Below are 25,121 nucleotides of genomic sequence, written 5' to 3' on the forward strand. Positions count from 1 at the left end.
CCTCAATTATTCCAATGTGATATCCGGATATAAGCCTTTTGCCAGAGTCTCGATTCCATCCTGTGTACGGGTTGCACTTGCATATATTTCACTGAGCATAACCGGATAAACACGGCCGTTCTTTACTGCATCCAGACTCTGAAGTGCTTCGTCATCCTGGATCACTGACAGCTGGCTGTCCATAACAGTCTGTGGATCATCTCCTGCATATGGCATATATACAACAAAGATTACATCTGGGTTTGCTGCAATGATGTCTTCTTTTCCAACGGTAGCCGCATCCGGATTAGCCAGAGTTGCTCCAAGCTGTGTTGCCATATCTCCTGCCAGACTGGAAGCACCGTAATTTGTGATATCCTCTCCCAGTGGTTCCACAATCAGTACACTTGGTTTTTCTTCCATATCTGCGGTTGCACTTAAGGTTGTATCAATGACATTCTTTGCTTCATCTACAATTGTCTCTGCTTTGTCCTGCACATCAAAAATCTTCCCGATATTCAGGATATCTGTAAATTCATTTTCCAGAGTTCTGCTGCTGCCCGGTCTGGTATTGGTGTTATAGTAGGTATTGCAGCCTTTGTCAATCCAGTTGGTGACATCTCCCAGATTCTTATCTGAAAACAGAGATCCCCAAGACAGGATCATATCCGGTTCTAACATTGTTACAGTTTCAAGGGATGGGGTAAATTCGTCAAGATAGTCGGTCTTGGAAAAGGCCTCTTTCAGATCATCCGGAACTTCATTGTCCAGTCCTGCTGTTGCTACAAGGTGATCTTCCAGTCCGAGAGCCAGCATAGTCTCGATACTTCCCTGATATACAGCCAGTACTTTTTCCGGTGCTTTTTCATAAGTGGTTTCGATTTCGTTTCCTTCATAATCATAGGTAGCAATGGTCAGAGGATATTCTGTCTTAGTTTCTCCTGCTGCTTCAGCTGCATCTGTGCTTTCTTCTGCATCAGCAGCCGGGAGATTGTCTTCTTTGATGGTATCAGCATCTGCTCTGTCTGTTGCAAATGCTGCCGGTGCTGCTGTCATCGTCATTGCGGCTGCCATTACGACTGCCATGATTCTTCTGGATACATACTTGTTCTTCATTTCTTTTCCTCTTTTCGTTTTTATTTGTGTAACCGAAAAGACGGAACTTCAAAAAAGGGATACTTTTTACGGAAGCTCCTTCTCTTACTGACAGGCAGGTTTCCTGACTTACAGACATTTTGATGTCTCACCGAATTCATACTCCTTTTGGTACTCTTATATGCGCTGCTTCGCCTTCTCACACATTTGTGCAATGGCTGTTCTGAAGCTCAGTCTGTATACAGTGGCCGCAACCGTTCAGGTATTTCACCTGATTTCCTCTCATAAAACTCCTGATCTCTGCCCGGAGTTTATTCACCTTACAGTGATTCAATTACGCTGATAGTAATTTTAACACAGGCTGTTTTTAAATACAATAAAGAATGAAAAAAGCAATGCTGTCAGGAATTTCCTGATGGCACTGCCTTCTCATTTAACCTATTATATCACGTTTTTCTAAAATTACTCTGTAAACAGTGGTGTGGAGTAGTATCTGTCTCCGCTGTCCGGAAGCAGTGCTACGATAACTTTTCCTTTATTTTCCGGTTTCTTTGCATACTGGATAGCTGCATAGAGGGATGCTCCCGATGAAATACCTACCAGGATTCCTTCTTTGTGTGCCAGCAGTTTAGCTGTTGCAAAAGCGTCTTCGTTCTCTGCCTTGAAAACTTCATCGTATACCTTGGTATTCAGTACATCCGGTACGAATCCTGCTCCGATGCCCTGAATCTTATGTGCGCCTGCTTTGCCTTCTGATAATACAGGAGAAGTTGCCGGCTCCAGTGCTACGACTTTCACATCTGGATTCTGCTCCTTCAGATATTCACCGGTTCCTGTTACGGTTCCGCCTGTACCTACACCTGCGATGAAGATATCTACTTTTCCATCTGTATCTCTCCAGATCTCAGGACCTGTGGTTGCTTTATGAACAGCCGGGTTGGCCGGGTTCACGAACTGTCCCGGGATAAAGCTGTTCGGAATCTCTTTTGCCAGTTCATCTGCCTTGGCAATAGCTCCCTTCATACCCTTTGCACCTTCTGTCAGAACAATCTCTGCACCATATGCTTTCAGAATGTTTCTTCGCTCAACGCTCATAGTCTCAGGCATGGTCAGGATGATGCGGTATCCTTTAGCTGCTGCGATAGATGCAAGACCAATTCCTGTATTACCGGATGTTGGCTCGATAATTACAGAACCTTCTTTTAAAAGACCTTTCTGTTCTGCATCTTCGATCATTGCTTTTGCGATTCTGTCCTTTACACTTCCGGCCGGATTCAGGTATTCCAATTTTACCAGGACGGTTGCTTCCAGTCCCAGTTCTTTTTCAATATTGGTAACCTCTACCAGAGGTGTGTTGCCGATGAGATCCAGTGTTCCTTTGTAAATGTTTGCCATGTCATTCTCCTCGCTTTCTATTTTGTCCGGGTGTTTTTCACACCCTGTTTTACTCGGTTTCTTAACTTGGCATCATAGTATCACTATATTCCTACTATGTCAATAGGTTTTTAGTAAAAAGTGGGAAACTTACGCAACATATTTCTCCTAATTTTCATGCATGAAGGGAGTTTTACGATGAACATGAAATTATTTGATTCTGACATTAGACACTCTGGTTCTTTAACCGCATTTTCCGAACCTATTCCACCAGGAGACAGAGATTTTTGCGTTTCTCTGTCTCCTGACATTTATGCCTCCACGATTTCTTTTACAAGCTCTTTCTTCTGGCTGCTGCCAAAAAAAGCCCGCCCCATAATGATTCGGTCTGCACCGTTTCTGATACAGTCCAATGCTCTTTCCAGATTCAGCCCACCATCCACACTTAACATTGTGTTTCTCTTTTGTTCTGTTATCAGATGTTTGATACACCTGATCTTTTCGTATGTACTCTCTATAAATACAGATCCTTCTCTTCCTGGTACGGTACTCATTACCAGTATTTCTTCTGCCTCATCCAGATAGGGCTTTATTTCTTCCCATTCACTTTCCGGTGATATGGCAATTCCGGCACGTATACCTTTTCCTTTTATTTGCTGAAGTATTTCCAGATTTTCTTTTTTCTTCCCTGCTTCCAGATGAATGGTGATTCCTACCGGTTCCAGTGAAAAATAAGGCTCCAGCATTTCTTTTGTCATATATGCCATAAAATGGAAATCCTGATCAATGGAATAGACTTTTTTTATCTGTTTCAGCCAGACTGGATTCAATCCAAATAATGGTACAAAATGTCCGTCCATAATATCCACATGCAATGATGTAATTCCTGAACGTCTTGTCTGCTGCAGATCTTCATTCATTTGCAGAATATCTGCTGCGAACAGGGAAAGCGACAATTTTGCCATATTGTTCTCTCCCTTCTTTAATTTCCTGTCTGTGCGAAAAGTCTTTCTCCCACTTCTCCGCCCGGATGGATCACCAGAAATTCTTCTTTCGTATATCCATTATGATTTGCCAGAGTAATGGACATTGCATCAAATACTGCAATTACAGCCAGGGTGCTTGCAGTTGCAAGCATGTTAAAGGCATCTGGCTCTCTGTCAATCTTTATCTTTAATAAAAAATCACTTTTCTGTGCCAGATTACTTTCCTCTGTCTCCGTAACCAGTACCGTTCTAATTCCCTTCTTTTTACAACTGTCTATCATCAATTCAAGTTCCACTGTATGCCCACCCTTGGAGAAGAAAATGATCAGATCATCTTCCTGTAGTACTCCCATACCGCCATGTAATGCATCGGAAGGAGAAAGGAAAAATGCAGGTCTGTTAATGCAATTCAACGTATGAGCTATTTTTTTTGCTGCAGCCCCGGAAGTTCCACATCCACAGGTAATTACTTTTCCATTGCATTCATTTAACAGCAACAGCATTTGGTTCACATCATCCTGATTCAAATGATCTGCCAGTTTCTGTATTTCTGCCGCTTCTTTTTGTAATACTGTTTTTACACTGTCAAATCCTGTTTTATTTTTTGCCCTGTCCATAGTATGCGTCTTCTCCAAATTTCCTGTTATAATGCTTATTTTTCAGTTCTTCCTGTATTCTGGAAAGCTTTCCGTCTGACATCGTATAGTTGCAATATGCCATTTTGGAAATATATTCTAATACCTGGCTGTTTAATACTGCTGCCTTTGGTGAAGTTCCCCACACAAACGGTCCATGACTGTGCACCAGAACTGCATTCATTTTTCTGCAATCCAGTTCTGCAAATCTTTCCAGAATGACATCCCCGGTATTCTTTTCATATTCTCCGGCAATTTCCTCCGGAGTCATCAATCTCGTACATGGAATATCACCATAAAAATAGTCACAGTGCGTTGTTCCGTAAGCAGGTATGTCCTGACCAAACTGCGCCCACATCGTTGCATACTGGGAGTGTGTATGTACAATTCCCCTGATTCCGTACTTTGCAAATGCCTTATACAGCGCTACATGAGTTGCAGTGTCCGTGGATGGTGCATATTCCCCTTCTACTACCTTTCCATCCAGATCTACTACCGTCATATGCTCCTGCTTCATCACATCATAATGAACACCGCTTGCCTTGATTACTACCAGCTCTGTCTCCGGATCATAGCCCGAAACATTTCCCCATGTGGAAATCACCAACTGTTTTGTTACCAGATCCAGATTGGCTTCCAGTACTTCCTGCTTCAATTTCTCTAACATATCATTTTTCCTCCGTTTCCTGAATACACTGATTCATACGCTTTTTCAGCCGCTTCATAACATCATTCTGTCCTCTTCCAAAATAGTCATGCACCAGTTCGTATTCTCTGTATAATCTGTCGTATTCTTTTTTATTTTCGGCATTTGGAAAATACGTTTTATTCTGAAGATTTCCCATCCGTTCTGCCGCTTCGTCTACACTGTCATATCCACCGGCTTCCTTTCCTGCTGCCAGCGCTCCCCAGATACAGGAAGATAATGCCGCGTTCTGTCTGGAACCGGCAATTCTGATCGGTCGTCCCGTTACATCTGCATAAATCTGCATCATAAACGGATTCTTCTGAGCAATTCCTCCTGCTACAATGATCTCATCCACTGGAATCTTATATTCCACAAATGTTTCAATAATCTTTCTCGTACCAAACGCAGTTGCTTCTATCAATGTCCGGTACATGTCTTCTATTCTGGTATTTAATGTAAATCCCAGCATCATTCCGGACAGACTTCCATCTACCAGCACACTTCTGTTTCCATTCCACCAGTCCAATGCCAGAAGTCCAGTTTCCCCCACTTTTTTCTTTGCGGCCAGTTTGTTTAAATATTCATAAATATGGATTCCCTGTTCATTTGCTGCTTTTTCATAAGACGCCGGAAGAAAATTCTCTGTCAGCCATGCGAAATGATCTCCTACACAGCTCTGTCCTGCCTCATATCCAAAATACCCAGGTACAATTCCATCTTCCACATAACCGCAGATTCCCGGCACCATTTTTTCTTCTGTACACATCAGTTCATGACAGCTGCTGGTTCCCATCATAATCAGCATACGTCCCGGGCCTGTTACTTTCGCTCCCACGGTCGCACCGTGAGCGTCAAAATGCCCCACCGCCACCGGTGTTCCCTCCGGAAGACCGGTAAGTTCTGCACTTGTTTTTGTCAAAACTCCTGCCCTGGTGCCAATAGACTGCACCGGTCCCCAGATTTTTTCCTCTATTACATGTTCCAGTCTCGGATCCAGCGCTTTAAAATAATCCGAAGACGGATATCCATCCTTTTTATGCCAGCAGGCTTTTGCGCCGGCAGCGCAGCTGTTCCGAATCAGTTTTCCTGTCAGCTGCATCACAATCCAGTCTGTCACTTCAAGAAATGCATCCGTATCTTCATAGATCTCCGGACTTTCATCCAATACCTGCCATACTTTTGGAAACATCCATTCACTGGATATTTTCCCGCCGTAACGCTGAATAAATTTTTCATTTCTCGCCAGTGCTGCCTCTGTCATTTTATCTGCATAGGGTTGTGCAGCATGATGTTTCCACAGCTTCACGTAAGCATTGGGACTGCCTTTCCATCTTTCCAGAAAGCAAAGTGGCGTTCCGTCCTTTTTTATTGGCAAAATTGTACAGCCGGTTGTATCGATCCCGATTCCAATCACCTGTTCCGGTCTAATCCCTGCCTGTTTTATTACGTCTCTTATGGTGATCCTCAATACATCCAGATAATCTCCAGGATGCTGCAAATGCCAGTCTACTCCAAGTCTGGTACCATCCGGCAAAGTCTCACTCATTACTCTGTGCCTGTATTCCAGCACACTGGTGGCTGTTTCCTCACCAGTCTCTACATCTGTCAGAAGGCATCTTCCTGACAATGTTCCAAAATCAATTCCGATGGTATATTTTTTCAATATCATCCCTCCTATTTCTGAACCATTCTCTGATTCCTTACTTTTCCGGAAAATTCCGTAAATGCAACTGCCAGAATCAGAACAATACCTTTTACCAGTTTCTGTACATAGTCATTGATGCCACACATAATCATCCCGGTTGATAACACTCCCATCAGAACTACACCGATCATTACCTGATTAATTCTTCCCTCGCCTCCTGACAGACTTACGCCGCCAAGAACTACTGCCGTAATCGCATCCATTTCATATCCGTCTCCGGCAGATGGCTGGCCGCTGCTGGTTCTGGAAAGTAATACTAGTCCTGCAATACCAGATAAAAATCCGGCAAAAGCATATACAATCAGTTTTACTCTCATGACATTTACACCGGAAAGATGGGATGCTTCTTCATTTCCACCAACACCGTATACATAACGTCCAAATGTGGTTCTTTCCAAAATAAACTTTCCAACCAGAAATACCAGCAGCATCAGAAGTACCATAAGTGGAATTCCGGCTATAGATGTTTTTGCGAAATTACCATATGTTTTGCTGAAACTGTGAACCGGTAATCCATCTGTCACGATATATGCCAGCCCTCTTAATGCTGTCTGAGTACCCAGTGTTGCAATCAATGCCGGCATATTTAACTTTGTCACACAAAATCCATTGAGCGCTCCTACTGCAAGCGCAACCAGTAAAGCAACAAGAGATCCTATGACGCCTGGTGCTCCCGCCTGCATTACAAGTGCTGCAATTACCGCACTCAGACCCGCAATGGAACCAACTGATAAATCAATTCCTCCCGTAAGAATTACATAACACATTCCCACTGAAGTAATTCCGGTAATGGATACCTGTTTTAAAATTGTCATACAGGTATTAATACTGAGAAAATTGCTGGATGCAACAGAAAAAAAGATAATCAGAATTATCAGAACCATCAGGATTCCATAGTCCAGCATTTTTGTTAATACATCATTCTTCTTACTCATGTTCCTCTACTCCTTCTTTCTCTGTAGACGCCAGTTCCAGAATTCTTTCCTGTGTGTACTCTGTTCTTTCCAGCTCTCCTACAATTTTTCCATGGCTCATTACCAGAATCCGGTCTGACATGCCTATCAATTCCGGCATTTCACTGCTGATCATGATAATTCCTTTTCCTTGTTTTGCCAGTTCTGTCATCAATGCATAGATCTCCTGTTTCGCGCCCACATCAATTCCTCGGGTAGGTTCGTCAAAAATCAGCACATCGCAGTTTGTTGCCAGCATTTTTGCCAGAACAATTTTCTGTTGGTTTCCACCAGACAGGTTCTTTGCAATCTGTTCCATGTTTGGTGTTTTTATTTTTAATTCTTTTATATAATCATCCACCAGACTTTCTACTTTTGATTTCTGTATGACTCCCGCATTTGTACATTTATCATAGATGCTGAAAACAGTGTTCTCCTTTACTGACATTCCCAGAATCAATCCCTGCCTCTTGCGGTCTTCCGGTATCAGACCAATTCCATGCTTCAGACCATCTCTCGGGCTTGCCGGACAAAAGGTTTCTCCATTCTTTTTCAGTCTCCCGGAAAGTATCCGGTCTGCACCATATATGGCTCTTGCCACCTCCGTACGTCCTGCTCCGACCAATCCTCCAAATCCCAGTATTTCTCCTTTTCTCAGCTGAAAACTGATCTCTTTTATTCTCTTATTGGTCAAATGATCTGCTTCCAGCAGCACTTCTCCTTTTTCAGCGGTATTCAACGGGTAAGATTCAGTCAGCTCACGTCCTACCATATAAGAGATCAGTTGCTGCTTGGTTACATCTTTTACATCTTTTGTAACAATATATCTTCCATCACAAAATACCGTCACACGATCACATAGTTCAAATACTTCCTCCAATCTGTGCGATATAAAAATAATGGTAACTCTCTTTTCTCTGAGTTTTTCAATGATATCAAAAAATATCTTTGTTTCATTGATGGTCAGTGGTGCTGTTGGTTCATCCATGATAATAAACCTGGCATTTTTCGATACAGCTTTCATAATTTCTACAATCTGCTGATAAGCCACTCCCAGTTCACATACTTTTGTTTTTACATCCAGATCAACGCCCATTTCCTTACACAGTTCTTCCGCACGCTGATTCATTTCCTTTATGTTTCTGATTCCATATTTCTGAATTTCTCTTCCATAAAAAATGTTCTCTGCAACTGTCAGATATGGAATCAGACTGAACTCCTGATAGATAACCGATATTCCCAAATCCATGGATAACTTCGGTGTCATTTTTTCATACGCCTTATGTTCAAATTCAATTGTTCCTTTTGTCGGTTCATAGGCACCCGTCAGTAATTTTATAAATGTTGACTTGCCTGCTCCATTTTCTCCACAGAGCGCATGAACCTCTCCTCTTCGCACATCAAAAGAGATATCATCTAACGCTTTCACTAATGCAAAATATTTGGACAAATGATCTACTTTCAATATTATATCGTTCATTTGCGTCTCCTCTTTTTTAGAGAGAAAGGGGTATGCGCTCTGGCATTTCCCCCTTCTCCGGATATATCTTTTTTTACTTTTTATTTTCCATCCCACTCATAGGTTCCGTCCAGCACGTCAGCCTTTGGTACTTTCACATATGGAAGATATACGGTTTCCTGTTCTTCCGGGATACCTTCGGTTGCGTATTTATATAAGTAGAATGCGGATTCATAACCACCCTTGTACGGGAATAAATCTACGGTTCCCCGGTAGATGCTGTCTTCTTCTGCAATATAAGTCAAAGCTTCATCTGTTGCATCTCCGGAAAATACAGCATATTCTTCTCCTTCTTTTCCTGCATTCACCATTGCCTGATATCCGCCGATTGCACCGGAATCATTGGTTCCAACTACAACGTTCAGATCCGGATACTGTGCCAGAACGGATTCTACAATCTTCATACCGCCTTCCAGCGTATCTCCCGCCTGTCTTGCAACAATCTCAACATCCGGGCAGATCTCTTTTAACGCTTCTTCCACACCATCACCACGCGGAATAACAGATTCTACATTGTCCTGTGAAATGATGCATACCTGTGCTTTTCCATCCAGTGTATCTTTAATCCATTCTGCCGCCTGTTCTCCGATGGTATGTCCATAATCATATTCGTCCAACGTATAACTGAGCTTTACATTTTCCTGTGTCTGGGCAATGCATGCAGTTGCAATGCCGCTTTCGTTAGCTTTATCTACAATTTCCAGAGTTGCCTGTGTATCAATCGGAGTAAAGGTAAATCCGCTGTAACCATCATTTACCAGGCTTTCCAGTGCATTTAACTGTGTGTCAACATTGTATTCCGAATCAATAACCTGATAAGTAACACCAAGATCCTCGCATCCTGCCTCGAATCCCTTCTTTACCATTGCATTCCATGGATTCGCAAGATTCATACTCACATATGCCAGTTTAATATCTTTGTTGTCTTTTGCAGCAGCTTCTTCTTTCATTGCTTCTACATCAATGGTCCAGTCATCATCTGCAAATGCTACTGCTCCCATAGATAACATCATACTTGCTGAAAGACCTGCACATAACAATCTTGATACTACATTTTTCTTCATCATAAAACCCTCCTGATCTTATAGTTTGTTTAAATCAATTGCATTTTGCACCATTCGCATATGCTTGTTGTATTCTTTTCCTTTTCTCAAAGTCATTCCAAGAAACAACGCATCCAGTATGGCCTGATCTGCCACACGCCGTGCCACTTTATCTCTTCCGCAAGTCAGATCACTGGTTGAAATAAACAGTGGGATGTCAGTCACTTTTAATAATGGAGACTTGTTCATCTTGGTAATACATATCGTAGTTGCACCCTGTTCTTTTGCAATACGCATTGCCTGCACCACATTTCTTGACCTGCCTTCATAGGATACGGCAAATGCCACATCTCCAGGTTTTAAATTTGCTGCCGTCATTAACTGCATCATGACATCACTGTAAGCAGAGCAGTTAATACCCATTCGGCTGATTTTCGTATCCGTTAGCTGACACACTGCATAGGCGTCTCCAACACCGAAAAAATGAATAGATTTTGCATTTGCCATAGCGTTTAATGCTTTTTCGTAATTTGGAGTTACCAATGACAATGTATCTGTCAGTGTCTGCATATTGCTGTGAAATACTTTTTTCAGTATTGTCACCATATCGTCCTGCGCTTCTATTTTTTCAGGACGTTCTGAACTTTCTTCATTTGCTGCTGATAAAAATGCCTGTTTGAATTCTGTGTACCCGCTGTACCCCATTCTTTTACAAAATCTGACAATTGAAGCATCACTGCTTCCTGTTTCATGAGCCAAACCTGACAGTGTAAAATTGGCAATTGCTTCCGGATTTTCCAGCAATGCTTCTGCCACAACCTTTTCTGCCCGCGGAAGAGATGGGAGTTGAAATCTGATGCGCACCATTATTTCATTCATACTTTTTCCTCCACATTTTCAGTAAGTTATTGATTTCTTACTTCACAATTAGAATAGCACATTAAAATTATGGAGTAAATTTTGCATATTTTTTTCATTATTTTGCACTATATACACCATCTTTGTCCATTTAATGCTTTGTTTGTTTATTATATTTGTATAGTTTTTTAATTTTCCCACTTCATTTTGAAAGTTTTACTTCGAAATAACACTTCACTTTGAATTCCTGTTATACAAAAAAGTTCGACAGATGTTTCACACATCTGCCGAACTTTTTCATTCAAAATTCGCATGTCTTTTTTTCAGTTCTTTTTCCGATATTCCCCTTTTTTCCATCAGCTGGATCACAAGTGCCTCAAGGCTGATAAACAGAGCCTCCTCAAACAGTGATCCCATTGGCTGAACAGATTTTTTCTCTGTATCCTCCTTAAACTTCGCATCTGCATGAATCACAACTGCAACATCTGCGACTGCATGCAATGACGATTCCCTGCATGTCGTAAACACAATAATTGGTATCTGTAGTTCTTTTGCCTTTTTTGCATACACCTTAAGTGTCTCCGTCTCGCCACTTCCGCTTCCAAGAATAAGTAAATCACCTTTTCCTGCTGCAGGGGTATTCGTATCACCGATCCAATAAGCTTCATATCCGGCCTGCTCAAGCCGCATGGTAAACCCTTTCATTACATATCCGGTTCTTCCCATACCGGCTACAAATATCTTCCCGGCCTGATCTATAAGCTGACCTATCATGGCATATTCCGCAGTTGATCCGTTGCTCAGGCATTCCTGAAGTTCCTGTAAAATCTCGCTGGTATATTTTGTAAACAATTTCCACTTCTTTCTCTATGGAAATGCAAAATCTATTCATCTTCTTTATATCAAGTTCAGAGAAAAAAGTAAAGGATATTTTTCCTGCTTTCCAACTCATTACACACTTTTCAGATGTTCTGCCACCACTCCCGCAAATACTCTATGTCCTTCTGCATTCATATGCTCCTGATCTTCTTCGCTGCTCTGTACATAGTCTGCCGCCCGGAAGAAGTCTGTTCCGTACTGTTCTGCAATCTTCTCATAAACATCTCCCAGCTTTTTGGAGACTTCTACGGATTCCGGCGAGAATTCCTGATCAAATTCTTCTTCCCAGACCCGTTCTCCAAGAAAGATTGGAGAGATCAGCAGGATTTTACTGTCAGGTGCGAACTGTTTTGCCTGATCCAGGAGACGTACGATACCTTTTCCGATTACATCTGCCGAAGCGGAAAATACTGTTTTACAGTCATTGGTTCCCAGCATCAGTACAATCTGATCTGGCTTCCCATGTGTCTCCAGAAGGGTTGGAAACAGTTCCACACCTTTTCGCCCCTGTCTTAACGGATCTTCAAATATCGTAGTTCGACCACATAATCCCTCTTCAATTACCCTGATTCTCTGATCTTTTAACTGCTCCTGCAAGACGCTCGTCCATCTCACGCCCCACGGAAAACGGCTGCCATCCTTCGGATTATATCCCCATGTATTTGAATCGCCAAAACAAAGTACGTCTGTCATTTTTTCTCCCCATCTACGCTTTCTGTTTATTCTATTTTCATACTAACATAGTAGGTTAAAGAATGGAATTCCATTTTTTCTATAACAGGATATAGAAAAAATCAATAAAGACTGGATAAACTGCTCGGTTTTTTTACCAAGTGGCGGAATAACAATTTCCTGTTGACATGAATTTCATCTGGTGTTATCTTATATATAGAATTTTTATATATAAAATTTTTATATATAAGATGAGGAGGTTATCGTATGTATTTTCCGGTATCGGCGCTTCTGATCGAATACCTGATCCTCACCATTGTGTCAACACAGGATTCCTATGGATACGAGATCAGTCAGACTATCAAGCTGGCAGCGGACATCAAAGAATCCACCCTGTACCCTATCCTGAAAAAGCTGGAAAAATCCGGTTTTCTCACTACCTATTCACAAGAATATCAGGGGCGGAAGCGAAAATACTACTCCATCACGCCTGAAGGAAAAACACAGATAGGAAAACTAAATGCCGAATGGCTGACCTATAAGGACACCATTGATGGGATTATCGAAGGGAGGCTTCGCAATTGAGTAAAAAGCAATTATCTAAAACCGAATATCTTCAGCAACTGGAGAAATATCTGAAGAAGCTTCCGAAGGAAGATTTTGAAGATGCTATGGAATATTTCACTGAATATTTTGAGGATGCTGACGATGAAGGCGCACAGGCTCTGATGGAAGAACTTGGCACACCAAAAGAAGCTGCCAGCGATCTGATGATGAACCTGTTAGATCGGAAACTGACAGATGTCTCACCCGACACCAAGACATTCGCTGCATCAGGCAACACTTTTGAAGATTCAGCCACTCCTTCCGGGACCGCGAGTACTACCGGCCATAAAATCTGGAAGTCCATCCTGTGGATCTCCCTGTTAGTCCTCTTTGCCATACCCATTGGGGCACCACTGCTGATTTCTGTGGTAGTAGTCCTGCTCTGTGCAATGCTTTGTGCCATTATTCTGGATCTGTGTGTATTTATTGCTGCATTTTCCGGCTTTCTCATTGGCTGCAAGCTAGTTCTCCGAGGCCTGCTGGCACTGCCGGTTTCTCTTCCCGGATTTTCCATGATCACCGGAAGCGGACTGCTTGTCATCGGGCTTGGCATCCTGACTACTCTGCTTGGCATTCTCCTGACCCGCCAGGGCTGTCGTTTTTTTGCTGCTTCAGTCAAATGGATTGCAAATCAACGAAAGAAAAGTAAACGAGGTGAAGCATTATGAAACGATCTCATTTTAAATGGTTAAAGGCTGGTGTGATATGCTGTATGATAGGAGCTGCACTGATTTTTGCCGGTTATCTGAAAAATGGTCAGTCTTATGTTGCTCACGCTGATCTCAACAAACTGAAATGGAGCACTCACAGTGATGATTCAGCAAAAGTAATCTCCCTGCCCCGGACAGATCTTGGCACCTTAGATTCTATAGAAATTACCCTTTCCGATCTGGATCTGGAGATTCTTCCGTCCGGAGATGAAAACTGTGCCATTGCATGGGAGATTTCCTCAGATTACGGGAATACACCCGTCTCTTATACCGTAAAAGGCGGACATCTATCTGTCACGGAGACAGACCATAGCCACAATTTTTATGTTCATGTGGATATCAGCCTGTTTGCGGATCTGCTGTGTGGAAAACATATCTCTCAGACAGCTGATAAAGTTACCCTTTACGTGCCGGCGCACGCATTCAAAGCTGCAACCATAAATAGCCAGTTTGGAACTGTCTCTGTAGAAGGACTGCAGGCTGCACAGGGAAGCATTGATTGTGTTGATGGGGATGCTTTCTTTACCAACTGTCAGTTCTCAGATTTTACTTTACAGAATACATTGGGGAATCTGACAGTCTCAGACAGCACTCTGGATGACTGCGAAATTACTGTGAGCGATGGCGATCTGACACTGGCTTCTAACCAATATCAGGGGTCCTGTTCCGTGACCGATAAATTGGGAGACGTGAAACTCACCGCTTCCTCTGATATTTTGCAGGCTCTTGGATTACAGCTCTCTACCGGACTCGGAGAAATCCATCTGCCGGAAGAACTGAAAAAAACACTTCCAGAAAGTGAGGATGATCTCACCAGCTACTCTCAGGAAGGCGCTGCTACTGCTGCACTGACCATTATCTGTAAAGATGGGGATATCTCATTAACTGAATAACATGAAATTCAAGAATGCCTCGGCATATTTGTTGCTCGCCACCTACAGAGGTAGGAGAGCCATTTCACATCTGATATATTTTAAAATAAGGCTGACAAAATGCTTCTGCAAATTTGTCAGCCTTAATCTGTACTGAATGGCTATCTCTTGATGTCGTAATTCATATTCATCAGGTTTCGAATAGTGTCTACGTCATCTGTGATGTTTGCATCTCCGTGGATGGTGTGCTTGATGGCACTGCTGGCCACTGCAAAGTTCACGATATCCATTGGTTTGTAATCATGCATGATGGCGTAGATCAGTCCACTGGCGAAGGCATCTCCACCGCCTACACGATCCAGAATATTGAAAGTGAACAGCTTACTTTCAAAAGTATGGTTTTCATACCACATGTATGCTTTCAGACTGTTCTCACTACCGCTGTGGGCATAACGCACATGGCGGGCAATGCATTTCAGATTCGGATAACGCTCTACGAATCTCTGGAAGATCTCATCCTGCTGCTCGTAGCTTGGCTGCATCGGGATACCATCTTTCCAATCACCCTTACTGTGGTCATTTTCATCCTTCCACAGGTGATACGGTTCGATTCCAAAAAGTACATCGATATATGGCAGGCATTCGGTACAGAAGTCTCTGGCTTCTTCCCATGTCCACATGGTGCTGCGGAAGTTACCGTCAAAACTGGTGGTGATTCCCTTCTCTTTTGCCACCTTCAGACTGTTCAGAATCAGATCTTTGCATTTTGGAGAAACCGCCGGAGTAATACCGCTTAAATGTAGCCAGGTAAAACCATCCAGCAGTGCATCCAAATCCACGTTATCAAAATCATACTCTGCAAAAGCACTGTGCTTTCTGTCATAAGTCACTTTACTTGGGCGGATTCCATAACCAGTCTCCAGATAATAAGTACCCAGCCGGTGAGTCGGGGTCTGCTGTGGTGTGGATAAAATCATAGGTGTACAGTGGACATCGTTGCTTCGCAGCATACGGATCGCACTCTTTCCGATGCTGTTATTTGGTACAACAGAAAAGAATGTACTGTCCACATTCAGATTTGCCAGCGCAAGGGCAATGTTTGCCTCGCTTCCACCATAACTGGCTTCAAAGCTGGTCGCCATCCGGATCTTATCGTAATTCGGCGGTGTCAGTCGAAGCATGATCTCTCCTATTGTAATAAACTTTTGTGTACTGTCATTGTCACGAAGAAGTGGATTTGAGTGTTCCATATGAGCCTCCTGTAAAAATTATGTGTTCAAGAATGCCTCGGCATTCATGCTTCAGCAGACATACTGTCTCTGCCGATGCACAAACGGCTGCTTCACTTATGCTTAGTCTATCATACTTTCTCTTTTTGTCCAGACATTTTTCCTGTCCATCCTTACTTATGCCAGATGGAAGGTCTGAATTAGCAGGATCCATGCCAGACCATAATACGTAATAACAGCTACCAGATCGTTTACCGTTGTGATCAACGGACCGGATGCTACTGCAGGGTCTACCTTGATCTTATGGAAAAACATCGGAATCAGAGTTCCCACCAGGCTGGAGATCACCATGGCTGCCATCAGTGAGAATCCTACACAGCCGGAAATCAAGAATGCATGATTGGCTGGATTCGGCTTAAGAAGCCAGATGTAACAACCTACCAGAAGAAAGGATACTGTTCCCAGAACCAGTCCGTTCATAAATCCCACACGCATCTCTTTTATTGCCAGATGCAGCTTCTGTGCACCGGTCAGGTTCTCATCCATTAACACACGGATAGTTACAGCCAGTGACTGGGTTCCAACGTTGCCTGCCATATCCAGAATCAGTGACTGGAATGCCATGACAATCGGAAGTGTGGCAACTACTGTTTCAAATACGCCTACCACAGAGGATACTCCGATTCCAAGGAACAACAGAACGACCAGCCATGGCAGTCTCTTTTTCATACTCTCTTTTGTGGTCTCATTCAGATCTTCTTCTGCGGTCAGACCAGCCAGCTTTGCGTAGTCATCACCCATCTCATCGTCTACTACTTCTACGATATCCTGGGATGTGATAACACCTATCAGCATCTTCTTGTCCGTCAGTACCGGGATAGAATCTTCGGCGTAGTCCTTGATATCCTCGATACAGTCGCTGATCTTTTCATGATCGGTCACATACGGATAGGATGTACTGATAATATCATCCAGAGAATCCCGTTCTCTTGCAATAATCAGATCCTTCAGATCAATGGCTCCGTAAAAGACATCTTTGCGGTCTACCACATACACAGTAGAGATGTTGTCGTTATCTCCCGCCTGACGCACCAGTTCCCGCATTGCCTGACGGATGGTCAGATCATGATAGATCACAATAAAGTTAGTAGTCATCTTACTACCAATCTCATCGTCCTCATAGGACTGGATCATCCTGATATCGTGGCTGGCTTCTTCATCCAGCATTTCTACCAGTTTTTCCTGTGTACTGTCATCGAATTCATCCAGTACATCTACTGCATCGTCCGAGTCCATGTAGGAAATGACTTTTGCTACTTTGTCCAGATCCAGTTCTTTTAAATATTCATCTGGATCATCAATATAAGTGAAGATCTCTGCCAGACGCTCTGCCCCGAGCACCGGATACAGTTTCTTTCTCTCGTCTTCTGTCAGCTGTGACAGCGCATCTGCAATATCGTTCTCATGGTAATCAGAGAGCCTGTCCAGAAGTTCTTCGTTTGATAAAGAGCTGTGCAGAATCTCCAGCAGCTCTTCCGCATAATTTGGTTTTACATTCATTTCTTTTGTCATATTGCCTCCCTTCTCCCTAAAAAAGGGCATAAGAAAACCACCGTTTTCTTTTCAACTTTCCAACAGTAACATGCTGTGAAGTATAGGAATGAATACGGTGGTTCAAAAGCAATATGAACAAACGCAGTCCATCAGAAAACGATTCTGGAACACTGCGTCGGTCTCTTTGCTTGTCTGCCACCGTTAATACTACTTCGTCCTGTACTGTCGCAACTGTCCATTTCGTTTTCCTCCTTGTTTTTATTTTAATCCTCGTATATTCTAGCCTGTCTGTTTCCTAAATGTCAAGGGTAAAATCTGTTAGTTTGACTGTTTTTGCAGCTATTCAGACCCCACTGTCCCGCGAGGTACTGAACCATTACCTGTTTTTCTCCGATATCAGAATATACTCGTAATCTGGCTTAAAATCTCCTTTCTCATATAACTGATAGTATTGCACGAAGATGCGTTCCATTACTTTTGATATCTGGCTCTCCTGCGGCTCAAAAAGAATAATCAGATACTGCATGGCACTGTATCTGGTACAGATGTCCACTTTGCGAATAGCATGACGGATTGCCTGCTCCATGCAGTCAAGTGCCTCTTCAATCTGTTCCATATATAAGGTCTGATTCCACACAGTATCCATGGTCACCATTACCAGATAACAGGAATGCTTATACCGGTCACTTAAGCTGTTCATATATTCATACAGTCTTGCAAATCCTCTGAAATCTATCTCCAGAGCCCCGCTATAGCTGCCGCTTTCCTGCAGTGCCGCAGCAACTTTTTGCAGATCTCTGCCCGTTGCAGATTTTTCCCTGCGCTCTTCTGACATCTGACGGTAGAAAAAGAACCGGTCTTTTCCATTCTGTTTGACATAATACAGAGTATTGTCTGCATTCATATAGCTGGTTTCAAAGGAATCGCCCGGTTCTGTCATACACAGACCAGCCGAAAGTGATGCACAGCGGATCTCCACATCATCTTCCTTACTGCTCCGGAATGTTTCAAAGAGTTTCTCCATCTTTTGGGTTACCTGATCTTTTTCCATATCCGGCAGGAATAAAATGAATTCATCGCCGCCAAAACGACATGCCACCGCATCTTTATCCACCGCACTGAGCAGTTTTCCGAGCAGCTTCAATGCACGGTCTCCCGCCTTATGTCCATAGATATCATTAATTCTTTTCAGATTATCCATATCCACAAATGCAAGACAGCCTGATTTCTCCTGCATAATCTGCGCGATCAGCGTCTCACCCCGACTGCGTATCGGAAGACCGGTCAGATAATCATAATTCTCTTCATCTCCTTGGCTTTTCATTGTTGCCATTACTTCAGAGATAAATTTTTCTGTTCCCCGCTCCAGTTCTGTAATATCATCTTCTCTTTCTTCTGCTTCTTCTTCAATCTTCGCTTTTCCTGTTTCCAGCAGATGAACAAAAGTATCTACAATTACCGGATCAAACTGTGTACCCCTGTTGTCTTTCAGTTCCTCCAGGATCTGTTCCTGTGACAAAGCTTTTCGATAAATTCTTCTGGTGCTCATAGCATCGTAACGGTCTGCCACTGCCACAATCCTTGCCTGTATCAGGATCTCTTCCCCCTTCAGGCCATCCGGATATCCCTTACCATCATATCTTTCATGATGAGATCTTGCCACTTCTGCCGCATGTTCTATCACGGTAATATCCTTCAGTACATCCGCCCCGATTATTGTATGTGCTTTAATCATGGCATACTCTTCTTCTGTCAGCTTTGACGGCTTATTCAGTATACTGTCAGGTATTCCAATGCGTCCCACATCATGCACATACGCTGCATTTTTCAGGTGGTGAATCTCTGAATTGCTCCATCCCATTTCCCTGGCAATCATTCCTGCGTACTGTGCCACACGATAAGAATGTCCTTTTGTATATTCATTCTTTGCTTCCATAGTCGTTGACAGTGTTCGGATCATTCGAAGTGACATCTTCTCCATCTGACGTCTTCGCTTCTCCAGTTCTTCCTGCTGTCGCTGTTTTTCCATATATCGCACACGTTTCAGCGTACAGATAATATTTACAAACAGCAGAATCAGCAGCCCGGTTCCCACAAACACTCCGGAAAGTGACACCACAAAATAAGAAGAAACTACTTCAGTCAATATAGCCGTCATAGCAACCACACAGCCTGACAGAACCAGATGATATTCTCTGCTCTCTCCACGGCGTATATCCATAATAAAAGTCACAGTAATCGCCGCAAAAGTCAGTATAAGTATGACATGATCTACCGGCATCGTCTCTATATAATCTGCAATTCCGGCTAACTGCAATCCTGTTTCCACCACAAAATTCAATAAAGCGACTCCTTCGATCACTCTGTAGATTCCTGTGTAACGATGTTTTTGTACACTGTCTATATAGAACAGCAGCGGAATCGGACATAAAATGATTACCACGAAACACATGGACGCCATTATAGAAGCATTCGGTATCCAGAGCTGACGCATCTTGGATTCCCCCAGCATCCAGACAGATCCCATCAGCATACACCAGCCCAGATATTCCATATCGAATTTCGTCTGATACACCATGCCCAGCGCAATACTGAACAATATTGTCACAACACCGGTAAAGAGAATAAAAAACGCAATCAGCGTCTGCGTTCCATATTCATTGAAAATATGTGTCCAGATATCTCCTTTGTCACCGTAATATACCTCATTCACCACGCCAGAATAATTGGACGTATGAGTAGTGAGTTCTATCTTCAGTTCCTTACCTGCATCTTCTTCTGAAGTCTCACAGAAGACATAACGGCTGGCTGAGTTCTTGCCAAACGGTCTGGTATTCTTCGTATCATAACTGCACCTCAGTTCTCCATCAATGTAATACTTTATATCCTGGAGTGAAGAACGCAGTCCAATGGCATTCGCCGTATAATCTGTCGGAAGGATCGTAGTCAGTACCATGGTCTCCCCCACAGGGACATCATATTTTCCCGGAACCCGAATAACTTCATTGCTTCCATCCGTCTTTTCCCAGGTAAATGTTCCCGGATATCGAATATTGGCTTCCAGTGACATCTCCGTGCGCTCACTTGGATAAACAGCTTCTCCAACTACAAAAGCTGCCACTATCAAAAACATCAGGATGTAAAATGCAAGCCGTCTTTGTCTTTCTGCCCTGTCCATTTCTCTCATCCTCATTTCTTTTTTCACATACATATTATCTGTTCAATCTGAATTTCAGATACACCGGATCATGATCTGACCAGGTATATCCCGTGTTAATATTTTCATAAGAAACACACTCCACATTATCTGAAATAATAAAACCGTCCAAAGTAACCGTATAGGTAACCCCCTCCTCATATTCCATATCTGCGTTGCGTGCACTGTTCCACAACGCATCCTTTTCCTGTTCCGACAGAGCGTCCATCGCAAAAGAAAAATGTTCCGGCAGTTCGCTTCGCGGAAACGGATAGGCCCAGGATTCGTAAGAATCATTTTCACCCTCATCTGCCTTCAGATCATGATTAAAATCTCCTCCGCAGATTATATAGTTTCCTGCTTCATATTCTGTCTTCATATCCTGGCATAACATCTGGATCTGCCCTTCCCGAATCGCATCACTGTTCCCGTAAGCAGACATGTGAAGAGCATAAATAACCAGCTCTTTTCCATTGTCAACCTGGACTCTGGATACACTGTAACAACGGTCCAGATCCAGGAATTTACTCAGTGATGTGGAGATCGGCAGACTTCTTCGCAGTGAGTCTGTGATCTCATATCTGGAAAAAAGTCCGATTCCGGAATTGCTTTTTCCATGAGGCTGGGTAAAAGGATAAAACAGGAATGCAGAATGATAATTCTTCGCAAACACAGTATAATCTTCTGGCAGACATTCTTTTAAAATCTGATATTCATCCACATGATAACTTCTGGTGGAATCCAGATCAATCTCTTCTATCATGGCAAAATCCGGGTCCAGAGATGCCACCAGTTCTCCTGCTCCCTGCACAGTCTCTATGACGCTTTCTTTGCTCTTTGCCCAGGAGGACTTCCCACCATCCATGAAGAAACTGAAATCCGGCGTATAAGCTCCAAAACCGATATTGTAGGTCAATGCCCCATATTCCTGCTCCGTAGTAAGCTGTTCTTTTTCCTTACCTTCCTGCTTTGGTGATTCCACTTCCAGGATCTTCCTGTCCTCGATTCTGTTATAGCTGGCGAACAGATAAATTACATAAACCGCCAATGCCGCCACCAGTGTTCCTGCCACAATTCCAAATATCTTCAGGATTTTCTTTCTCATGTTCATACGCTCCATCTGTCAAATGACATTTTTTTAAGTATAACATAAAAGCAGCCTGTCAACCAGCGAAAAGCAGAAACATCCTGTTTTCAAAATATTCTCTTTTATATAAAAAGTCATTGTTTTATGATTCCTTTCACAAAACAATGACTTTTTTCTAAACTTTTTATGCTTCTGCCAGTATCTTTTCTTTCCGTGCCAGAATATCATCTGCCAGTAACTGCTTCTCTACATTCTCAAATCCAATGCGGTCAATGGTCTCTGCAAAGCGCTCTCCTTTTTCTCCCTGTTCTTTAAACAGTAAAATAGCTTTTTCAATCACATCCAATGCTTCTTCTTTTGTGGTAAAAACTTTACCCAGGGCTTTTCCTTTGGCTACTTTCTTGCCCCATCTTCCACCGACATAGATCTTGTAACCGTAGGTTCCGTCTGGGATGGAATCAAACGGGCACTTACCTACACAGCGTCCGCAGTGACGACAGGCTTCTTCATCAATGTGGAGTTTTCCATCCACTACTTTTGCCACCTTGTTTGGACAGGCTGCTTCAATGGCACATTTCTTGCATCCTTTACATTTATCCAGATCCTCCTGCGGAATTCTCTGACCGATGATACCCACATCATTCAGGTTTGGTTTTACACAGTTATTCGGACATCCACCTACTGCGATCTTAAACTTGTGTGGTAATCCCACCTGACGGTATCCTTCATAGAATCTGTGGAAAATCTCTTCTGAGATACCATAGGAATCCAGCAGACCGTACTGGCAGGTGGTTCCTTTACAGGAAACCACCGGACGTACCTTGGCGCCTGTCCCTCCTGTCATCAGTCCTTCTTTTGCAATAAATGCCTGGAATTCATCTACTTTTTCATATGGGATTCCAGGAATCTCTACAGAAAGTCTTGTAGTATAGGCAAGCTTTCCATTTCCGAATTTTTCTGCTGCATCTGCCATGCATCTGTGCTGAGCGGCCGTTACTTTCCCGTTCACCGTAATGACCCGTGCAGAAAATTCATCAGTTCCCCTGTTATTTAAGAAACCAAGACCCTTTAATCTTTTTTCCTCTTCCTTGCTGACTGTCAGTGCTGACATGATTTTCCTCCTGTTCTTTGGTGTAATGTTATCTGCGTTTTTATTCACTATACCACTTGTTCATGTATTTGAAAAATGATATTATTTTATAGAAACTATAGGTATTATCTATACGTTATTTTTAACATTTGATCTGAAACAACCAACAGGAACGTCCATGACATTTCTGCCTCTGAAAGGAGCATACTCTTTGACCATCCGCCATCTTACCATTTTTCTAACCGTAGCACAGCAAGGCTCTATGAGTGCAGCCGCCAAGACTCTGTATCTTTCCCAGCCTACAGTCAGTCAGGCAATCCGTGAACTCGAGACACACTATAACGGTCTTTTATTTGAACGTCTTGGGAAAAAACTGTATCTTACCGATCGTGGCAGGCTTCTGCTGCCCCACGCTGAAGAACTGGTACAGCAGTTCCGCCAGGTGGAAGAACTGATGCTGAATCAGGGGCAGTCTTCCACGCTCAAGCTGGGCTCCACTATCACAGTCGGCACCTGCCTGACGCCTTCCGTGGTAGTGGATCTTCAAAAATGTTTTCCAGAGATGTTGATTTATTCCTATGTGAGCAACACCCGTGATATCGAAGAAAAACTGTTAAAATCAGAACTGGACGCTGCCGTAATAGAGGGCGAAATTCTCTCTCCGGATCTGATTGTTTTGCCTATCATTGATGACAGTCTGGTACTGGCGGTTGGCAAAGCGCATCCCTTTTATACACGGCGGGAGCTGTCTGTTGCTGATCTGCAGGGGCAGAAATTTTCCATGCGTGAATCCGGCAGCGGTACCCGGCAGCTCTTTGAAGATTACGCTTCCAGACATCAATTGTCCTATATCACAGCCTGGGAAGCCAACAGTCCAAGAGTTCTGTTGAATGCAGTGCTCTACAACAATATTCTCTCCGTTATGTCCCTACGGCTGATGCAGCACGAACTGCAGCACGGATCCATCCGTGCTTTCCGCCAGGCAGACGGCGAATGGGATCGAAAATTCAAACTGGTCTATCATAAAAACAAGTTCCTGACTCCGTCTATCTATGAACTGGAACGGATTCTGCATGAACATCAGCATATGAACATGCCCGAAAAAATGGGGATGCTGCATTAGCATCCCCCGCACTGTTTATTTCACATAATTTTCTGCTATATTCTTTTTCACATCATCTTCTGTTAATCTCGCTGCTGACTTTCCATTAAAGCCAGCTGCATATTCTTCCAGCGTCCGGATTCGTTTTTCAGTTGATGTTACGATACTGTCTATTCTTTTTTTATCGATAAACTGCGCTGCCCGCTCATCATCGAATACGCTTCGAATCAGCTCTCCTACATCCTTCAGCTTTGTAAAATCAATCCATTCAAATGACGATACCAGCTTTAACTGCTCCTCATGGTGATTTTTGAATGGTTTACAGGTAACGCGTTTTCCAGAAAGTATCTCGAATGGCAGCATGTCATATCCAAAAGATGATCCGCTGTCAAAAATCGGTGCCGCTCCAATCCATTTCAGACTCTCTGCTTCCCGTATCAGTCCAAAATTGTTCAGGTGCCGGTCTTCATTCGCTATGATATAGTCCACCACTATCATTCTGTCCAATGACGGAACGACATCAATTCCAAGTGCTTCGCAACAATTCACATAATGCTGGTATACCGATACATCATTTAACTTTTTCTGTGTCTGAAAAATACGCCAGGCACCGATCAGTTCCGTATCTCTGGTCACAAAATCCTGACAGATACTGTACGGCTCTTCTTCATCCCATATCAAGTCATACGCGATATATTCAATTCCCAGACAATCCATGATTCTGGATGCTATCACCTCATTGAACGGCTGCTGCCGGAATGGATTACTGCCACCTTTTAACAAACATCTTTGTCCATTCAGTATCTTCCATCGTTTTTTCAGACATCCATCCGAGGTGTTGTCCGGTGAACTGAAATCAAACTCTGCCGTCTCCTTTTTTGCCCCCAGCAGGATATCTCCGATATCATCTGAAAATGCATGGTCAAAAAAATTGATATCATCCCATTTCAGATCTGTCCCTGTCGGTCGGATCCAATATTGATCAGAAAGGCTGAGTCCAAAACAACGGACAAGCAATAACTTTGTATCTGCAATGTCCAGCGTCTCCAACGCCTCTTGAACCCCGGATCTGCTTGCCGGAATAGACCGGTCCGTCCACCACGCATTCAATGCTGCCCGGTCAGCTATGCTTTTTTTCACCGAAATTCCCACAGGAAGATGTTCTGGCGCATATACTTCATATACTTTACTGATGAATCCGGTCGCATCATCTAATTCCATCTGTGCAACAGGGATTCTCTTATGCATCAAAGTGCAGTTCATCCGTCCCACCTCCCGTTTTCTTTTTT

22 protein-coding genes and 1 riboswitch are annotated in these 25,121 nt (G+C 43.1%); of the genes, 4 read left to right on the top strand and 18 right to left on the bottom strand.

Annotated features, from left to right (window positions below; all coding sequences use genetic code 11):
* Positions 1-6 precede the first annotated feature (6 nt).
* From H8716_RS02440 to H8716_RS02495, 12 genes are all read right to left on the bottom strand, one after another.
* A complete protein-coding gene (locus H8716_RS02440) occupies positions 7-1,095 on the bottom strand; it encodes an ABC transporter substrate-binding protein (RefSeq protein ID WP_249306942.1) in 1,089 nt (362 codons plus the stop codon).
* A 76-nt stretch (positions 1,096-1,171) separates the two neighbouring features.
* Positions 1,172-1,412, bottom strand: a riboswitch (cobalamin riboswitch).
* 124 nt (positions 1,413-1,536) lie between these two features.
* Positions 1,537-2,469: a cysteine synthase A gene (gene cysK, locus H8716_RS02445; RefSeq protein ID WP_249306943.1), complete on the bottom strand. Its 933-nt coding sequence runs from the start codon at positions 2,467-2,469 to the stop codon at positions 1,537-1,539.
* A gap of 290 nt (positions 2,470-2,759) precedes the next feature.
* Positions 2,760-3,413 carry a ribulose-phosphate 3-epimerase gene (locus H8716_RS02450; protein ID WP_249306944.1) on the bottom strand — a complete coding sequence of 218 codons (654 nt, stop codon included), beginning with the start codon at positions 3,411-3,413 and terminating at the stop codon, positions 2,760-2,762.
* 17 nt (positions 3,414-3,430) lie between these two features.
* Positions 3,431-4,051 carry a KpsF/GutQ family sugar-phosphate isomerase gene (locus tag H8716_RS02455; RefSeq protein WP_249306945.1) on the bottom strand — a complete coding sequence of 207 codons (621 nt, stop codon included), beginning with the start codon at positions 4,049-4,051 and terminating at the stop codon, positions 3,431-3,433.
* Positions 4,032-4,736, bottom strand: a complete 705-nt coding sequence (araD, locus tag H8716_RS02460) for an L-ribulose-5-phosphate 4-epimerase AraD (RefSeq protein WP_249306946.1) — start codon at positions 4,734-4,736, stop codon at positions 4,032-4,034. Before araD ends, H8716_RS02455 begins: the two co-directional genes overlap by 20 nt.
* Before the next feature lies 1 nt (position 4,737).
* A complete protein-coding gene (gene araB, locus H8716_RS02465; protein ID WP_249306947.1) occupies positions 4,738-6,426 on the bottom strand; it encodes a ribulokinase in 1,689 nt (562 codons plus the stop codon).
* Positions 6,427-6,431: 5 nt separating this feature from the next.
* Complete coding sequence (locus tag H8716_RS02470; protein WP_117448656.1) at positions 6,432-7,397, bottom strand: ABC transporter permease; 966 nt, start codon at positions 7,395-7,397, stop codon at positions 6,432-6,434.
* Positions 7,390-8,895, bottom strand: coding sequence for a sugar ABC transporter ATP-binding protein (locus H8716_RS02475; RefSeq protein ID WP_249306948.1), 1,506 nt, complete (start codon positions 8,893-8,895; stop codon positions 7,390-7,392). The genes H8716_RS02470 and H8716_RS02475 overlap by 8 nt, the downstream gene beginning before the upstream one ends.
* Positions 8,896-8,975: 80 nt before the next feature.
* Positions 8,976-10,001 (bottom strand): sugar ABC transporter substrate-binding protein, encoded by a 1,026-nt coding sequence (locus H8716_RS02480; RefSeq protein WP_249306949.1) that lies wholly within the window; start codon positions 9,999-10,001, stop codon positions 8,976-8,978.
* A 15-nt stretch (positions 10,002-10,016) separates the two neighbouring features.
* Positions 10,017-10,856 carry a MurR/RpiR family transcriptional regulator gene (locus H8716_RS02485; protein WP_117448653.1) on the bottom strand — a complete coding sequence of 280 codons (840 nt, stop codon included), beginning with the start codon at positions 10,854-10,856 and terminating at the stop codon, positions 10,017-10,019.
* Between the two features lie 276 nt (positions 10,857-11,132).
* Positions 11,133-11,687: a 6-phospho-3-hexuloisomerase gene (hxlB, locus tag H8716_RS02490; RefSeq protein WP_249306950.1), complete on the bottom strand. Its 555-nt coding sequence runs from the start codon at positions 11,685-11,687 to the stop codon at positions 11,133-11,135.
* Positions 11,688-11,786: 99 nt separating this feature from the next.
* Positions 11,787-12,407, bottom strand: coding sequence for a GDSL-type esterase/lipase family protein (locus H8716_RS02495; protein WP_249306951.1), 621 nt, complete (start codon positions 12,405-12,407; stop codon positions 11,787-11,789).
* Between the two features lie 246 nt (positions 12,408-12,653).
* On the opposite strand from H8716_RS02495, the gene H8716_RS02500 reads away from it, so the two are divergent.
* From H8716_RS02500 to H8716_RS02510, 3 genes are read left to right on the top strand one after another with little or no spacing between them, the layout of a single operon-like run.
* Complete coding sequence (locus H8716_RS02500; protein ID WP_249306952.1) at positions 12,654-12,971, top strand: PadR family transcriptional regulator; 318 nt, start codon at positions 12,654-12,656, stop codon at positions 12,969-12,971.
* The gene (locus H8716_RS02505) at positions 12,968-13,660 is read left to right on the top strand and encodes a DUF1700 domain-containing protein (protein WP_249306953.1); all 693 of its coding nucleotides are present in this window, start codon (positions 12,968-12,970) and stop codon (positions 13,658-13,660) included. Before H8716_RS02500 ends, H8716_RS02505 begins: the two co-directional genes overlap by 4 nt.
* Positions 13,657-14,595: a DUF4097 family beta strand repeat-containing protein gene (locus H8716_RS02510; RefSeq protein WP_249306954.1), complete on the top strand. Its 939-nt coding sequence runs from the start codon at positions 13,657-13,659 to the stop codon at positions 14,593-14,595. The genes H8716_RS02505 and H8716_RS02510 overlap by 4 nt, the downstream gene beginning before the upstream one ends.
* Before the next feature lie 140 nt (positions 14,596-14,735).
* Here H8716_RS02510 and H8716_RS02515 read toward each other — a convergent pair whose 3' ends face one another.
* From H8716_RS02515 to H8716_RS02535, 5 genes are all read right to left on the bottom strand, one after another.
* Complete coding sequence (locus H8716_RS02515) at positions 14,736-15,824, bottom strand: sugar kinase (protein ID WP_249306955.1); 1,089 nt, start codon at positions 15,822-15,824, stop codon at positions 14,736-14,738.
* A 156-nt stretch (positions 15,825-15,980) separates the two neighbouring features.
* The gene (gene mgtE, locus H8716_RS02520) at positions 15,981-17,375 is read right to left on the bottom strand and encodes a magnesium transporter (protein WP_249306956.1); all 1,395 of its coding nucleotides are present in this window, start codon (positions 17,373-17,375) and stop codon (positions 15,981-15,983) included.
* Positions 17,376-17,733: 358 nt separating this feature from the next.
* Positions 17,734-20,535 carry an HD domain-containing phosphohydrolase gene (locus H8716_RS02525; RefSeq protein ID WP_249306957.1) on the bottom strand — a complete coding sequence of 934 codons (2,802 nt, stop codon included), beginning with the start codon at positions 20,533-20,535 and terminating at the stop codon, positions 17,734-17,736.
* A gap of 34 nt (positions 20,536-20,569) precedes the next feature.
* Positions 20,570-21,664, bottom strand: a complete 1,095-nt coding sequence (locus H8716_RS02530; protein ID WP_249306958.1) for an endonuclease/exonuclease/phosphatase family protein — start codon at positions 21,662-21,664, stop codon at positions 20,570-20,572.
* A 160-nt stretch (positions 21,665-21,824) separates the two neighbouring features.
* A complete protein-coding gene (locus H8716_RS02535; protein ID WP_249306959.1) occupies positions 21,825-22,751 on the bottom strand; it encodes a 4Fe-4S dicluster domain-containing protein in 927 nt (308 codons plus the stop codon).
* A gap of 157 nt (positions 22,752-22,908) precedes the next feature.
* On the opposite strand from H8716_RS02535, the gene H8716_RS02540 reads away from it, so the two are divergent.
* A complete protein-coding gene (locus tag H8716_RS02540; protein WP_249306960.1) occupies positions 22,909-23,853 on the top strand; it encodes a LysR family transcriptional regulator in 945 nt (314 codons plus the stop codon).
* Positions 23,854-23,868: 15 nt separating this feature from the next.
* Here the strand turns inward: H8716_RS02540 and H8716_RS02545 are convergent, their stop codons facing one another.
* Positions 23,869-25,095: a HipA domain-containing protein gene (locus H8716_RS02545; RefSeq protein ID WP_249306961.1), complete on the bottom strand. Its 1,227-nt coding sequence runs from the start codon at positions 25,093-25,095 to the stop codon at positions 23,869-23,871.
* Positions 25,096-25,121 lie beyond the last annotated feature (26 nt).

It is taken from the genome of Jingyaoa shaoxingensis, from assembly GCF_014385005.1.
GTDB classification, from domain to species: domain Bacteria; phylum Bacillota; class Clostridia; order Lachnospirales; family Lachnospiraceae; genus Marvinbryantia; species Marvinbryantia shaoxingensis.

Excerpts from the sequence above, each read along its gene's own strand:
- H8716_RS02515 (WP_249306955.1), bottom strand. The coding sequence starts at position 15,824 with ATGGAACACTCAAATCCACTTCTTCGTGACAATGACAGTACACAAAAG.
- cysK (WP_249306943.1), bottom strand. The coding sequence starts at position 2,469 with ATGGCAAACATTTACAAAGGAACACTGGATCTCATCGGCAACACACCT.
- H8716_RS02480 (WP_249306949.1), bottom strand. The coding sequence starts at position 10,001 with ATGATGAAGAAAAATGTAGTATCAAGATTGTTATGTGCAGGTCTTTCA.
- araD (WP_249306946.1), bottom strand. The coding sequence starts at position 4,736 with ATGTTAGAGAAATTGAAGCAGGAAGTACTGGAAGCCAATCTGGATCTG.
- mgtE (WP_249306956.1), bottom strand. The coding sequence starts at position 17,375 with ATGACAAAAGAAATGAATGTAAAACCAAATTATGCGGAAGAGCTGCTG.
- H8716_RS02485 (WP_117448653.1), bottom strand. The coding sequence starts at position 10,856 with ATGAATGAAATAATGGTGCGCATCAGATTTCAACTCCCATCTCTTCCG.
- H8716_RS02535 (WP_249306959.1), bottom strand. The coding sequence starts at position 22,751 with ATGTCAGCACTGACAGTCAGCAAGGAAGAGGAAAAAAGATTAAAGGGT.
- H8716_RS02450 (WP_249306944.1), bottom strand. The coding sequence starts at position 3,413 with ATGGCAAAATTGTCGCTTTCCCTGTTCGCAGCAGATATTCTGCAAATG.
- H8716_RS02545 (WP_249306961.1), bottom strand. The coding sequence starts at position 25,095 with ATGAACTGCACTTTGATGCATAAGAGAATCCCTGTTGCACAGATGGAA.
- H8716_RS02530 (WP_249306958.1), bottom strand. The coding sequence starts at position 21,664 with ATGAACATGAGAAAGAAAATCCTGAAGATATTTGGAATTGTGGCAGGA.
- H8716_RS02440 (WP_249306942.1), bottom strand. The coding sequence starts at position 1,095 with ATGAAGAACAAGTATGTATCCAGAAGAATCATGGCAGTCGTAATGGCA.
- H8716_RS02510 (WP_249306954.1), top strand. The coding sequence starts at position 13,657 with ATGAAACGATCTCATTTTAAATGGTTAAAGGCTGGTGTGATATGCTGT.
- H8716_RS02500 (WP_249306952.1), top strand. The coding sequence starts at position 12,654 with ATGTATTTTCCGGTATCGGCGCTTCTGATCGAATACCTGATCCTCACC.
- H8716_RS02525 (WP_249306957.1), bottom strand. The coding sequence starts at position 20,535 with ATGGACAGGGCAGAAAGACAAAGACGGCTTGCATTTTACATCCTGATG.
- H8716_RS02455 (WP_249306945.1), bottom strand. The coding sequence starts at position 4,051 with ATGGACAGGGCAAAAAATAAAACAGGATTTGACAGTGTAAAAACAGTA.
- araB (WP_249306947.1), bottom strand. The coding sequence starts at position 6,426 with ATGATATTGAAAAAATATACCATCGGAATTGATTTTGGAACATTGTCA.
- H8716_RS02470 (WP_117448656.1), bottom strand. The coding sequence starts at position 7,397 with ATGAGTAAGAAGAATGATGTATTAACAAAAATGCTGGACTATGGAATC.
- H8716_RS02495 (WP_249306951.1), bottom strand. The coding sequence starts at position 12,407 with ATGACAGACGTACTTTGTTTTGGCGATTCAAATACATGGGGATATAAT.
- H8716_RS02540 (WP_249306960.1), top strand. The coding sequence starts at position 22,909 with ATGACATTTCTGCCTCTGAAAGGAGCATACTCTTTGACCATCCGCCAT.
- H8716_RS02475 (WP_249306948.1), bottom strand. The coding sequence starts at position 8,895 with ATGAACGATATAATATTGAAAGTAGATCATTTGTCCAAATATTTTGCA.